Below are 12,960 nucleotides of genomic sequence, written 5' to 3' on the forward strand. Positions count from 1 at the left end.
ATGCCCAAGCTAACCGTAGACGGCGTAGAAATCGAAGTCCCCGCAGGCGCAACCGTCCTGCAGGCGTGCGAGATGGCGGGGAAGGAAATTCCGCGTTTCTGTTATCATGAGCGCCTGAGCATCGCTGGCAATTGCCGCATGTGTCTGGTCGAAGTGAAGCCCGGCCCGCCCAAGCCGCAGGCAAGCTGCGCGCTGCCCGCTGCCGAGGGTCAGGAAATCCGCACCGACAGCCTGATGGTCAAGAAAGCGCGCGAAGGGGTGATGGAGTTTCTCCTCATCAACCATCCGCTCGATTGCCCCATCTGCGATCAGGGCGGCGAATGCGATTTGCAGGATCAGTCGGTCGCGTATGGCCGCGGCGCGTCGCGCTATGACGAGACCAAGCGCGCGGTCACCGAGAAATATATGGGCCCCATCGTCAAGACGGTGATGACCCGCTGTATCCAGTGCACCCGCTGCGTGCGCTTTGCCGAGGAAGTTGCTGGCGTGCCCGAAATCGGTGCGATCTATCGCGGCGAGAATATGCAGATCACCACCTATCTGGAACATGCCGCCAAGAGCGAACTGTCCGGCAATGTGGTCGACCTCTGCCCGGTCGGCGCGCTGACCGCCAAGCCGTACGCGTTCGAAGCGCGTCCTTGGGAGCTCAAGAAGAACTTCGCCATCGACGTGATGGACGCGCTGGGCGCGAACATCCGCCTCGACAGCCGGGGACGTCAGGTGCTGCGCGCTTTGCCGCGGATCAATGACGACGTGAACGAAGAGTGGATTACGGACAAGACGCGGCATCATGTCGATGGTCTCGTCCGCCGCCGCCTCGACAAGCCTTATGTGCGCAAGGACGGCAAGCTCGTCGAAGCGACATGGGCCGACGCGTTTCACGCGATTGCTGCTGTGGCCGCTACCGCGAACGGTTCTGTCGCTGCTGTCGCCGGCGACATGCTCGATTGCGAAACGATGTTCGCGGCCAAGTTGCTGGTCCAGAAGCTGGGCGGCACGATGCTCGAAGGGCGTCAGACCGGCCTTGCCTATGACGTGTCGAGCCTTGCCGCCGTCAACTTCAACACCGGCATCGCGAATATCGAGAATGCCGACGCGATCCTGTTGATCAACAGCAACCTGCGCTGGGAAGCGCCGCTCATCAACACGCGCATCCGCAAGGCGATCAAAAAGGGCGCGAAGGTATTTGCCGTCGGGCCGGAATTTGATCTGACATACAAGGTCGAATGGCTTGGCAACGACGCCAGCTTGCTTGGCAAGCTCCCCGATGCCGTGACCGAAGCCTTCGGCAAGGCCGAGCGTCCCGCGATCATTATGGGCGGCGGCGCACTGGCCAAGGATGGCGCGCATGGCGCAGCATTGGCGCTGGCCAAGTCGCTCAATGTTGTACGTGAAGGCTGGAATGGCTTCAACGTCCTGCATTTCGCTGCAGCGCGCATGGGCGGGTTGATGCTCGGCTATGCCACCGATGGCGGGATCAAGGCCGTCGCGGCGGCCAAGCCCAAGCTGCTGTTCGCTTTGGGTGCCGACGAAGTGAATTACGATCTGTTCTCGGACAGCTTCAAGGTGTTCATTGGCCACCATGGCGACAATGGCGCGCATCATGCCGACGTCATCTTGCCCGGTGCCACCTATGCGGAGAAGGCCGGCACCTACGTCAATCTGGAAGGCCGCGTGCAGCGTAGCGAGAAGGCCGTCTTCGCCCCCGGCGACGCGCGCGAAGACTGGTCGATCCTGCGCGCACTGTCCGATGTGCTCGGCGCGACCCTGCCGTTCGACAGCTTCAACGCAGTGCGTAGCGAGATGGCGAAGGCAGTCCCGGCGCTCGGCGTCGAAGGTCTGGCGTCCTACGATTGGGCGTCGCCATCCTTGCCCACCGACGCAACAGGCGAATTTGCCTCGCCGATCAAGGATTTCTACCTCACCAACGCCATCTGCCGCGCCAGCCCGACCATGCAACGCTGCTCGGCCGAACTGATCCAGGGCGAAGATTTCGCGGAGGCGGCAGAGTGATGCGCGCATCCACCGCCATCCGTCACCTCAGCGCAGGCTGGGGTCTCATGCAATCGCGAACCGACCTTGCCGCACAAGACCTCAGCCTGCGCTGGGGTGACGGCTTGAGGGAGCCGTCATGACCGCCTTCTTCCAAAATCTCGGCATGTCCTATGGCGCCGCATGGTTCACCTCGACCATCGCAGGCATCCTGCTCATCGCGCTCCCAGTCATGCTGGCCGTCGCCATGATCATCTACGCCGATCGCAAGATTTGGGCAGCAATGGCGCTGCGCAAGGGACCGAACGTCGTTGGACCTTTCGGCTTGCTGCAATCCTTCGCCGATGGTCTGAAGGTATTCCTGCAGGAAACGATCATTCCTTCGGCGGCTAATCGCGGCCTGTTCCTGATCGCACCGATCATCACCTTCACTGTCGCGCTGATGGCTTGGGCGGTCATCCCGTTTCAAGCAAAAGTGGTACTGTCGGACATCAATGTCGGCTTGCTCTACATCCTGGCGATCAGTTCGCTGGGCGTCTATGGCGTCGTCATTGCGGGCTGGGCCTCCAACTCGAAATACCCTTTCTTCTCTGCGATGCGCGCATCGGCACAGATGATTTCCTACGAAGTGTCCATCGGTTTCGTGTTGATCTCCGTGGTGCTGTGGGCCGGATCGTTCAACCTCACAACCATCGTGGAGAGCCAGAAGGGCTATTATGGGTTCCTCAACGGCAATGGTTTCAATCCGCTGCTGTTCCCGATGGCGGTCGTGTTCCTCATTTCCTCGATGGCGGAAACCGCCCGCGCGCCGTTCGACCTGACCGAAGCGGAAAGCGAACTCGTCGCCGGTTATCAGACCGAATATAGCTCGATGGCCTTCGCGCTCTACTGGCTTGGCGAATATGCCAACGTCATTCTGATGTGCGCGCTGAACGCCATCCTGTTCTGGGGCGGTTATCTCCCGCCGCTCGATATAGACCTGATCCCGTGGTTCGACATCCCCGGCATCATCTGGCTCTTCGGCAAGATTCTCGTCTTCTTCTTCATCTTCTCATGGGTGAAGGCGACCGTACCGCGTTACCGCTACGATCAACTCATGCGTCTGGGTTGGAAAGTCTTCCTGCCGCTGTCGCTCGGTTGGGTCGTGCTGGTGAGCGGCTTCCTGATGTTCACGCGCTATGGAGGCGCAGCATGATCCACGCGATCAAATCCTTCTTCCTCGTCGAGTTTTTGAAGGCGCACTGGCTGACCTTGAAGTATTTCTTCAAGCCCAAGGCGACCATCAACTACCCCTACGAGAAGAACCCGATCAGCCCGCGTTTCCGGGGCGAGCATGCCTTGCGCCGCTATCCCAATGGCGAAGAACGCTGCATCGCGTGCAAGCTGTGCGAAGCCGTCTGCCCCGCGCAGGCGATCACCATCGAAGCGCAACCGCGCGAAGATGGCAGCCGCCGCACGACCCGCTACGACATCGACATGACCAAGTGCATTTACTGCGGCCTGTGTCAGGAAGCCTGCCCAGTGGATGCCGTGGTCGAAGGCCCGAATTTCGAATTTTCGACTGAAACCCGTGAGGAGCTTATCTACGACAAGGCCAAGCTCCTTGAAAATGGTGACAAGTGGGAGCGTGCTTTGGCCGCAAACCTTGCCGCCGATGCACCCTATCGTTAAGCGCTGCGCGACCGCAGGGGGATATTGATCCAGTGATTCACGTGCTAGCCTTTTACCTGTTTGCGACGGTGGTGATCGCCAGTGGTGCGATGACCATATTCTCGCGCAACCCGGTGCATTCGGTGCTCTGGCTGATCCTTGCTTTCTTCAATGCAGCGGGTCTGATGATCCTGCTGGGGGCGGAATTCATCGCGATGCTGCTGGTGATCGTGTATGTCGGCGCCGTCGCGGTGCTGTTCATGTTCGTCGTGATGATGCTCGACATCGACTTTGCCGAATTGCGCGCCGGTTTCGTCAATTACCTGCCCTTCGGCCTGGCCATCGCGGTGATCCTGCTGGCGGAAATCGTGCTGGGCGTGGGCATATGGAGCGCGGGGCCGGTAGAATTGGCGCAGCGCGCGGCGCCTGCCACAGCCGATGTGTCGAACATTCAGGCCATCGGTGCGTTGCTCTACACCCGCTACATCTTCCTGTTCGAGGCCGCCGGGCTTGTTCTGCTGGTGGCGATGGTCGGCGCTATCGTGCTGACGCACCGCGCTCGTGGCGGCGTTCGGGGCCAGAATATCGACAAGCAGAACCGTCGCCGTCCGCAGGATGCCGTACGCAACGTCAATCAGCCCGTCGGGCAGGGGGTGGAATTGTGATCGGCCTGCAACATTATCTGGTCGTCAGCGCCATCCTGTTCGTGATGGGCGTTCTCGGCATTTTCATCAATCGCAAGAACGTGATCATCATCCTGATGGCCATCGAGCTCATCCTGCTAGCGGTGAACATCAACCTCGTCGCCTTCAGCGCCTTTCTGGGCGATCTGGTGGGGCAGGTGTTCTCGATGTTCGTGCTTACCGTCGCGGCGGGCGAAGCGGCCATTGGGCTTGCCATCCTCGTCATCTATTTCCGCGGTCGCGGCACCATTGCCGTCGATGATGCCAACCGGATGAAGGGCTGAAGACCTCGACATGATCCAGCTTATCGTCCTTTTCCCGTTGCTTGCCGCGATCATCGCGGGCCTTGGCAATCGCATCATCGGCAATGTGCCGGCAAAGATCGTCACAACCGGCGCGCTGTTCGCTTCCTGCGCGCTGAGCTGGCCGATCTTCCTGTCGTTCGTCGGCGGTGACGCAACGCCGCATGTCGAGCCGCTGTTCACCTGGATCCGTTCGGGCGATTTCAACGCGGCCTGGGCTTTGCGCGTCGATACGATGACGGCAGTGATGCTCGTCGTGGTCACCACCGTTTCGGCGCTCGTGCACCTTTATAGCTGGGGCTATATGGACGAAGATCCCGATCAGCCGCGCTTCTTCGCCTATCTCTCGCTCTTCACCTTTGCGATGTTGATGCTGGTAACGGCAAACAACCTGCTTCAGATGTTCTTCGGTTGGGAAGGCGTCGGTCTCGCTTCCTATCTCTTGATCGGCTTCTGGTTCCGTAAGCCTTCCGCCAACGCTGCCGCGATCAAGGCGTTCGTGGTCAACCGCGTCGGCGATCTTGGCTTTATGATGGGTATTTTCGGCACCTATCTGGTGTTCAACACCATTTCGATCCCCGAAATCCTCGCCGCCGCGCCGTCTATGGCCGGTTCCACCATCGGTTTCCTGGGTGCGCGTTTCGACACGATGACGGTCCTCTGCCTGCTGCTGTTTATCGGCGCGATGGGTAAATCGGCGCAGCTTGGCCTCCACACATGGTTGCCGGACGCTATGGAAGGCCCGACCCCGGTGTCGGCGCTGATCCATGCCGCGACGATGGTGACCGCAGGCGTGTTCATGGTTTGCCGCCTGTCGCCGATGTTCGAAACCAGTCCGACAGCATTGGGCGTCGTGACGTTCGTGGGTGCCGCAACCTGTCTGTTCGCTGCGACTGTCGGCACGGTGCAGAACGACATCAAGCGCGTGATCGCCTATTCGACCTGTTCGCAGCTCGGTTACATGTTCTTCGCGGCAGGCGTCGGCGCTTATGGCGCGTCGATGTTCCACCTGTTCACCCACGCCTTCTTCAAGGCGCTGCTGTTCCTGGGCGCAGGCTCGGTCATCCATGCGATGCACCATGAACAGGATATGCGCTATTATGGTGCGTTGCGTAAGGAAATCCCGATCACCTTCTGGGCGATGACCGCCGGTACGCTGGCGATCACCGGCGTCGGCGTCATCGACGTGTTCGGCTTCGCGGGTTTCTATTCCAAGGATGCGATCCTCGAAGCGGCCTATGCTGCGGGCGGCCGCGGACAGCTTGCGTTCTTCGTCGGCATTTTTGCCGCGCTGCTCACCAGCTTCTATAGCTGGCGTCTGGTGTTCCTGACCTTCTTCGGCAAGCCGCGCTGGGCCGCATCGGAACATATCCAACATGCGCTGCACGACAGTCACGGCCACGACGACCATGCCACGCACGGTCATGGCAGCGAGGAAGCCAACGCACCGGCGCAGGAAAATGCCGGGCATGATGCGCATGGCCACGATGCCCACGCGCATCATGCTTCCGCAACAGGCACCGGCGGCTATCACCCGCATGAAAGTCCTTGGGTCATGCTGATCCCGCTGATCGTCCTCAGCTTTGGCGCAGTCTTCGCCGGGTTCCTGTTCCATCACAGTTTCGTCGACGCCGAACATGGCGCCGAGTTCTGGCAGGGTGCCATCGCCTTCAACACCCATCTGATGCACGCAATGCATGAGGTTCCGTTGTGGGTGAAATTGGCGCCGGCTGCCGTGATGCTCACGGGCCTCGCAATCGCCTGGCTTTCCTACATCCGTTACACCGACTGGCCGCGCCAGTTCGTCGGACAGTTCGGCGTTCTCTACACCTTCCTGCTCAACAAATGGTATTTCGACGAGCTTTATAACGTCCTGTTCGTAAAGCCTGCCTTCGCCATTGGCCGGGTCTTCTGGAAGGTCGGCGATATTGGCATCATCGACCGCTTTGGCCCCAACGGCCTTGCCGCTCTGGTGGTGCAGGGGGGCAAGCTGACACGGCGGCTCCAGTCGGGCTATCTCTACACTTACGCGCTGGTGATGCTGCTTGGGCTCGCCGCGGCTGCAACCTGGGCGATCGCACGATAATGAACCAGCTTGGCTTTCCCATTCTCACGCTGATGATGGCTATCCCGATGGCGGGGGCCATCGCCTGCCTGTTCGTGAACGATAAATCGGCGCGCAGCATCGCACTGATCGCGACGCTGATCGACCTCGCGCTGGGCATCGTCCTATGGGCGACCTTCGATAAGATCCAAGGCGCGCAGTGGCAGTTCACTGAGTACGCACCGATCTTCGGTCGCTTCGCCTGGGCGCTCGGCATCGACGGTATCGCGCTGATGCTGATTATGCTGACGGTGTTCCTGATGCCGATCTGCATCGGCGCAAGCTGGGTGGCGATCAATAAGCGCGTCGGCGAGTATATGGCGGCTTTCCTCCTCATGGAGGTGCTGATGATCGGCGTCTTCTCGGCGCAGGATATCTTCCTCTTTTACGTGATGTTCGAAGCAGGCCTGATCCCGATGTACCTGATCATCGGCATCTGGGGCGGCGCAGAACGCATTTACGCAAGTTACAAGTTCTTCCTCTACACGTTGCTGGGATCGGTTCTGATGCTGATCGCGATGATGTGGATGGTGCAGGAAGCCGGTTCCACCAGCATCCCTGTGCTGATGGCCTACGACTTCGCGCCTCAGGCTCAGACATGGCTCTGGCTCGCCTTCTTCGCCAGCTTTGCCGTGAAGATGCCGATGTGGCCGGTGCACACCTGGTTGCCTGACGCGCACGTTCAGGCACCGACTGCAGGGTCCGTCATCCTGGCAGGCGTGCTGTTGAAGATGGGCGGGTACGGCTTCCTGCGTTTCTCGCTCCCGATGTTCCCGGAGGCCTCCGCACAGTTCGCGCCTTTGATCTTCGGCCTGTCGATGGTGGCCGTGGTCTACACGTCACTCGTTGCACTGGTGCAGAGCGACATGAAGAAGCTGATCGCGTATTCCTCGGTCGCCCATATGGCCATCGTGACCGTCGGCCTGTTCGCTTTCAATCAGCAGGGTATTGAAGGCGCGATCATGGTGATGCTTGGCCACGGCCTTGTCGCGAGTGCGCTCTTCCTGTGCGTGGGCGTGATTTACGACCGGCTGCATACCAGAGAGATCAGCCGCTACGGCGGACTGTCGATCAACATGCCCAAATATGCGGTATTGTTCCTGTTCTTCACTATGGCAGCCGTGGGCTTGCCGGGGACCAGCAACTTCGTCGGTGAGTTCCTAGCACTGATGGGTGTCTATGAAGCCTCCAGTTGGGTGGCCATCGTTTGCACGACGGGCATCATTCTAGGCGCCGCCTACATGCTCTATCTCTATCGCCGGGTTTGCTATGGCGAGATTGTTCATGACGATGTCCGCGCTATGCCGGACCTGTCGGGACGCGAAATGTGGCTGCTCGCACCTATCGCGGCTGCGGTATTGTGGATGGGTGTCTATCCTGAAAGCTTCATCGCGCCGATGCGCGCCGACGTTGCATCGCTTGTTGCGCGCGTTGACCGTGCCAAGCCTGTCGGCGATGCCAAACTGACTGCAGGAAAGCCTGCCGCCGCTGCCGAAGGGCACGCTGCCGAAACCCATGAAACGCCAGCGGAGGCGCACTGATGATCGATTCCGCATCTCTTTTGATGGTCGCACCCGAGCTGGTGCTGACCGTGGGCGCACTCGTTTTGCTTATGGTCGCAGCATATGCCGGTGACCGCATGGCTAAAGTCGTCAGTTGGATGTCCATCGCGACTCTTGTGGCTGCGGGCCTGACGTTGCTGGGCTTGCCCGGTCACGGTGGGGACGCGTTCGAGGGCCTGTATCGGGCCGACGCCTTCGCGGCTTATGCCAAAGTCCTGATTTATGCGGCTGCCGCTGCCTCTATCGTCGTGGCCCCAAGGTTCTTTGCCCCTACGGCAGCCAATGCCAGTGGCGCGCTCCGTGCCGAATATCCGATACTGATCCTGCTGGCCTGCATCGGCATGGGCATGATGGTGTCGGCGGGCGATATGATGACGCTGTATGTCGGCCTCGAACTCAACAGCCTTGCGGCTTATGTCCTCGCCAGCTTCATGCGGCAGGATACGCGCTCGGCAGAAGCAGGGCTGAAATATTTCGTCCTTGGCGCGCTGGCGAGCGGCATTCTCCTTTATGGCATTTCGCTGCTGTACGGCTTTTCTGGATCGACGAGCTTCGATGGGATCGCGGTAGCCATGGGGGACAAGCTCTCCAATGGCTTGCTGTTCGGCATGGTGTTTGTGCTGGCGGGCCTCGCGTTCAAGATCAGCGCCGTCCCGTTCCACATGTGGACGCCCGATGTGTACGAAGGTGCGCCGACGCCGGTAACGACCTTCTTCGCGAGTGCACCGAAAGTCGCCGCCATGGGTCTGACGGTGCGCGTTGCCATCGAGGCGCTTGGTCCGGGCGGCATGGCTTGGCAGCAGATCGTGATCTTCGTCGCCTTGGCATCGATCCTGTTCGGGGGCGTTGCAGCCATAGGGCAGACCAACATCAAACGTCTGCTCGCGTATTCGTCTATCAACAACGTGGGCTTCGCGCTCATTGGCCTTGCTGCCGGAACGCCTGCCGGTGTCGCGGCCACGATGAGCTACATGACAATCTACGTCGTGATGACCATCGGCAGCTTCTTCTGCATCATCCAGATGCGCGACCGCGACGGTAATCCGATTGAAACCATCGCAAGCCTTGCGGGACTTTCGCAATCGCGCAAGGGGCTGGCGGCGGCGCTGGCGATCTTCATGTTCAGCCTTGCCGGTATTCCACCGCTCTTCGGTTTCTGGGCCAAGTTCCTGGTGTTCGATGCCGCAGTCGGTGCTGGCCTCCTTGGCCTTGCAGCCTTCGGCATTGCAGCATCGGTGATTGGCGCATTTTACTATCTGAAGATCATCAAGACGATGTATTTCGATGAGCCAGCCGCCGAGTATGCCACCGGTACGCCGATCATCGAGAACACCGTTATTGCGCTCTGTGCAGCCGTCATCGTGTTCGGTTATCTCCTCAATCCCGTGCTGGATAGCGCCAGCGCCGCAGCGGCGGCGGCGCTCTTCTGACGATAGAGATCCGCACGGTTGCGCAATCCGTCTCGACCAATGCCGACATTCTGGCATTGGTCGCAGACGGCGCAACAGAAGGCCTCTGGCTTCGTGCCGAAATGCAGACCGGGGGAAGGGGGAGGCTTGACCGCGTATGGGAAAGCCCGCCCGGCAATCTGTATTGCTCCACGCTCATACGCTTGCAGCCCGGCGATCCCCCGCCGCCGACCCTTGCGCTGGTCGCCGCGGTTGCTGTCTGGCAAGCCGTGGAAATGGTGCTACCGGGAAAGGCACGGATAAAATGGCCCAACGACATATTGGTCGGTCCCGCCAAACTGTCCGGCATGTTGCTGGAGCGTACGGGGGACGCAATCGTCCTTGGTATAGGCCTCAATATCATGGCTCCCCCCGTTCTACCTGACCGCGCGACGACGAGTCTCTGGGCGCATGGCGCTGTCGATACCGATGCGACGAGCATGTTAAGCACGCTGGCGGAAATATTCGCAGCGCGCCTGTCCCAGTGGCGTACCTACGGTCTCGATCCCATTCGGACGCTCTGGCTGAAAGCCGCGCACGCACCCGGCACGGCCATTCGTGCGCACTTGCCGGACGGGACGGAATTGAGCGGCCATTTCGCAGATTTGGACGCCAGCGGGGCGCTCATTCTCGACCTGGCGGACGGAACGCGCCGAACCATTCACGCCGGCGACATATTCCTGCTATGACCCGGCACGATCTATTTCGATTGAGGATGACCTGATGCTTCTCGCTGTCGATGCGGGCAACACGAATGTGGTTTTTGCGCTGGTTGACGCTGGCAACATCCGCGCGCGTTGGCGCATCGCGACCGACCCGCGCCGCACTGCCGATGAATATGCCGTCTGGCTCAACCAGTTGCTGACTCTCGAAGGCTTCGCCATGAGCGACGTCAATGCCGTGATCATTGCCACGGTCGTGCCGCGTGCACTCCATAATCTGGAAGTTCTATCGACCAAGTATTTCAAAGTTGAGCCGCTGATCGCGGGTCAGTCGCCCGTGGCATGGGGCATTGCTCTGGACGTCGATGAGCCTGCATCGGTTGGTGCCGATCGCGTTGTAAATGTTATCGCGGCGCACCATCTCTATAAGTGCGATTTAATCGTTATAGACTTCGGTACCGCAACTACTTTCGATGTCGTCGATTATGGCGGGACCTACAAAGGCGGGATCATCGCGCCAGGCATCAATCTTTCGCTCGATGCATTGGTCAGCGCTGCGGCAAAGCTGCCTCGTATAGCCATTGCGGCACCCGACGATCGCTCCGTGATCGGTCGAACCACCGAAGCGCAGATGCAGATCGGCGTTTTCTGGGGTTATGTTGCGATGATAGAGGGGCTGGTGGCCCGTATGCGCGCGGAAATCGGTCGCCCGGTCCGCGTTATTTCGACGGGCGGCCTCGCCGTGCTCTTCGATGAGCACACCGATATTTTCGATGCGATCGCGCCGGACCTGACCATTCAGGGACTGGCGCTGATGCACAGTAGAATCTGACCGCTGGATCATTCTCCAGCACAATGAAGACTGCGCCGTGCCGGGAATGGGCGCGGCGCCACAGGAGTTTTGTTTCGTAATGACACCCAAGAATGAATTGCTTTTCCTGGCCCTTGGCGGGTCGGGGGAAATCGGCATGAACGTCAATCTTTATGGCTGCCAGGGCAAATGGGTCATGGTCGATCTGGGCCTTACTTTTGCCGATCCCAGCTATCCCGGCGTTGACCTGATCCTTCCCGACCTTAGCTTTATCGAGGACAACCGCGACGACCTGCTCGGTATCGTCCTGACCCACGGGCATGAGGACCATATCGGCGCCATACCCTATCTTGCCGCCGATCTGGGCGTGCCGCTTTATGCCACGCCTTTCACAGCCGGTCTCATTCGCATGAAGCTGGAAGAGGAGGGCATCAAGAGCCAGGTCAAGCTGCACATCATCCCCAATGAAGGCAGCGTACAACTGGGGCCATTCGGTTTCCGATACATGCCGCTTGCTCATTCGATTCCTGAGGGCAATGCTCTGGTTATCGATACGCCTTATGGCACCATATTCCATACCGGCGACTGGAAGCTGGACGACCGACCGTTGCTCGGAGTGCCTTCCACTCCCGAACAGCTGACCGCCGTTGGCGACAAGGGCGTGCTCGCGCTCGTTTGCGACAGCACCAATGTATTCAATCCCGAAGCCAGTGGATCAGAAGGCGATGTGCGCACAGGCTTGCTGGAAGTCGTAAAGGGCGCGAAGAAGCGCGTTCTGGTCACGACTTTCGCGTCCAATGCGGCGCGTGTGCAAACTTTGGGCGAAGTCGCACGCGAGACCGGGCGTACCGTTTGCGTGGCGGGTCGCTCGCTGGATCGCATTATCGGTAACGCCAAAAGTGCCGGATATTTGCGCGACTTCCCCGAGATGGTCGATTGGGAAACGGCAATGAAAATGCCGCGTAACAAGGTGATGATCATTGCCACCGGCGGGCAGGGCGAGGCGAGGGCTGCTTTGGCGCGCGTTGCGTTCGATAGTCATCCCATCAAACTGGACGCAGAGGACATGGTCATCTTCTCGTCGAAGCAGATTCCAGGCAATGAGATTGCCATCGGCCGTATCCAGAATGCACTGGCGACCAAGGGCGTGGTGATGGTCACCGACCGTCAGGCCGAAGTCCATGTGTCAGGCCATCCGGGCCGTCCGGAACTGCAGGCTATGTATAAATGGATTCGTCCCGAAATACTGCTGCCCGTTCATGGCGAAATGCGGCACATGGCTGAGCAGGCGCGTCTGGGCTTAAGCGAAGGCATTCCACATGCTGTGGTGCAGGGCAATGGCGACATCGTCCGCCTCGCGCCCGGCACGCCCAAGATCATCGGCAAGGAGACCGCGGGCCGTCTGGTTCTGGATGGCGACGTCATCCTTCCAGCGGACGGATCGACGATGAACGAGCGGCGCAAGTTAGCGCTGCACGGTCAGATCAGTGTCGCGGTCGCCATCGATCGGAAAGGCGGCCTGATCGGTACGCCTGCTGTTCGCGTACAGGGTGTTCCGGTCGAAGAAGATAAGGAGGCGTTCATCGTCGAGGCGTCCGAGGAAGCGGCCAAGGCTGTGACTAAAGGTGCGAAAGAGGAAGAGGCATTGCGGGAACGTGTCCGTCTGGCCGTGCGCCGCTCGGCGACCCGCTGGACAGGCAAGAAGCCGATCGTCGACGTCCTGATCGTCAACGCATAGGGGGCGGC

Annotated in this window: 11 protein-coding genes; all 11 read left to right on the top strand. The window is 60.0% G+C overall.

Annotation, left to right across the window (positions count from 1 at the left end):
* Nucleotides 1-2,013, top strand: coding sequence for an NADH-quinone oxidoreductase subunit NuoG (nuoG, locus tag LQ220_RS16690; RefSeq protein WP_230189263.1), 2,013 nt, complete (start codon nt 1-3; stop codon nt 2,011-2,013).
* 118 nt (nt 2,014-2,131) lie between these two features.
* The gene (gene nuoH / locus LQ220_RS16695; RefSeq protein WP_230189264.1) at nt 2,132-3,187 is read left to right on the top strand and encodes an NADH-quinone oxidoreductase subunit NuoH; all 1,056 of its coding nucleotides are present in this window, start codon (nt 2,132-2,134) and stop codon (nt 3,185-3,187) included.
* Nucleotides 3,184-3,663, top strand: a complete 480-nt coding sequence (nuoI, locus tag LQ220_RS16700) for an NADH-quinone oxidoreductase subunit NuoI (RefSeq protein WP_230189265.1) — start codon at nt 3,184-3,186, stop codon at nt 3,661-3,663. The genes nuoH and nuoI overlap by 4 nt, the downstream gene beginning before the upstream one ends.
* Before the next feature lie 32 nt (nt 3,664-3,695).
* Nucleotides 3,696-4,307 (top strand): NADH-quinone oxidoreductase subunit J, encoded by a 612-nt coding sequence (locus tag LQ220_RS16705; RefSeq protein ID WP_230189266.1) that lies wholly within the window; start codon nt 3,696-3,698, stop codon nt 4,305-4,307.
* A complete protein-coding gene (gene nuoK, locus LQ220_RS16710) occupies nt 4,304-4,609 on the top strand; it encodes an NADH-quinone oxidoreductase subunit NuoK (protein ID WP_104953388.1) in 306 nt (101 codons plus the stop codon). Before LQ220_RS16705 ends, nuoK begins: the two co-directional genes overlap by 4 nt.
* A gap of 10 nt (nt 4,610-4,619) precedes the next feature.
* Entirely contained in the window at nt 4,620-6,713 is a 2,094-nt protein-coding gene (gene nuoL, locus LQ220_RS16715) for an NADH-quinone oxidoreductase subunit L (RefSeq protein WP_230189267.1), read from the top strand.
* Nucleotides 6,713-8,272, top strand: coding sequence for an NADH-quinone oxidoreductase subunit M (locus LQ220_RS16720; protein ID WP_230189268.1), 1,560 nt, complete (start codon nt 6,713-6,715; stop codon nt 8,270-8,272). The genes nuoL and LQ220_RS16720 overlap by 1 nt, the downstream gene beginning before the upstream one ends.
* Complete coding sequence (gene nuoN / locus LQ220_RS16725; protein WP_230189269.1) at nt 8,272-9,723, top strand: NADH-quinone oxidoreductase subunit NuoN; 1,452 nt, start codon at nt 8,272-8,274, stop codon at nt 9,721-9,723. Before LQ220_RS16720 ends, nuoN begins: the two co-directional genes overlap by 1 nt.
* 2 nt (nt 9,724-9,725) lie before the next feature.
* Nucleotides 9,726-10,430, top strand: a complete 705-nt coding sequence (locus LQ220_RS16730) for a biotin--[acetyl-CoA-carboxylase] ligase (protein WP_290369058.1) — start codon at nt 9,726-9,728, stop codon at nt 10,428-10,430.
* Nucleotides 10,431-10,464: 34 nt separating this feature from the next.
* Nucleotides 10,465-11,235 carry a type III pantothenate kinase gene (locus tag LQ220_RS16735; protein ID WP_230189270.1) on the top strand — a complete coding sequence of 257 codons (771 nt, stop codon included), beginning with the start codon at nt 10,465-10,467 and terminating at the stop codon, nt 11,233-11,235.
* A gap of 79 nt (nt 11,236-11,314) precedes the next feature.
* Nucleotides 11,315-12,952, top strand: a complete 1,638-nt coding sequence (locus LQ220_RS16740) for a ribonuclease J (protein WP_230189271.1) — start codon at nt 11,315-11,317, stop codon at nt 12,950-12,952.
* The last annotated feature ends 8 nt before the right edge of the window (nt 12,953-12,960 follow it).

Source organism: Sphingobium sp. CECT 9361, from assembly GCF_918741285.1.
Taxonomy (GTDB): domain Bacteria; phylum Pseudomonadota; class Alphaproteobacteria; order Sphingomonadales; family Sphingomonadaceae; genus Sphingobium.

Coding starts and splice junctions, on each gene's coding strand:
- nuoG (WP_230189263.1), top strand. CDS start 1: ATGCCCAAGCTAACCGTAGACGGCGTAGAAATCGAAGTCCCCGCAGGC.
- nuoH (WP_230189264.1), top strand. CDS start 2,132: ATGACCGCCTTCTTCCAAAATCTCGGCATGTCCTATGGCGCCGCATGG.
- nuoI (WP_230189265.1), top strand. CDS start 3,184: ATGATCCACGCGATCAAATCCTTCTTCCTCGTCGAGTTTTTGAAGGCG.
- nuoL (WP_230189267.1), top strand. CDS start 4,620: ATGATCCAGCTTATCGTCCTTTTCCCGTTGCTTGCCGCGATCATCGCG.
- LQ220_RS16720 (WP_230189268.1), top strand. CDS start 6,713: ATGAACCAGCTTGGCTTTCCCATTCTCACGCTGATGATGGCTATCCCG.
- nuoN (WP_230189269.1), top strand. CDS start 8,272: ATGATCGATTCCGCATCTCTTTTGATGGTCGCACCCGAGCTGGTGCTG.
- LQ220_RS16735 (WP_230189270.1), top strand. CDS start 10,465: ATGCTTCTCGCTGTCGATGCGGGCAACACGAATGTGGTTTTTGCGCTG.
- LQ220_RS16740 (WP_230189271.1), top strand. CDS start 11,315: ATGACACCCAAGAATGAATTGCTTTTCCTGGCCCTTGGCGGGTCGGGG.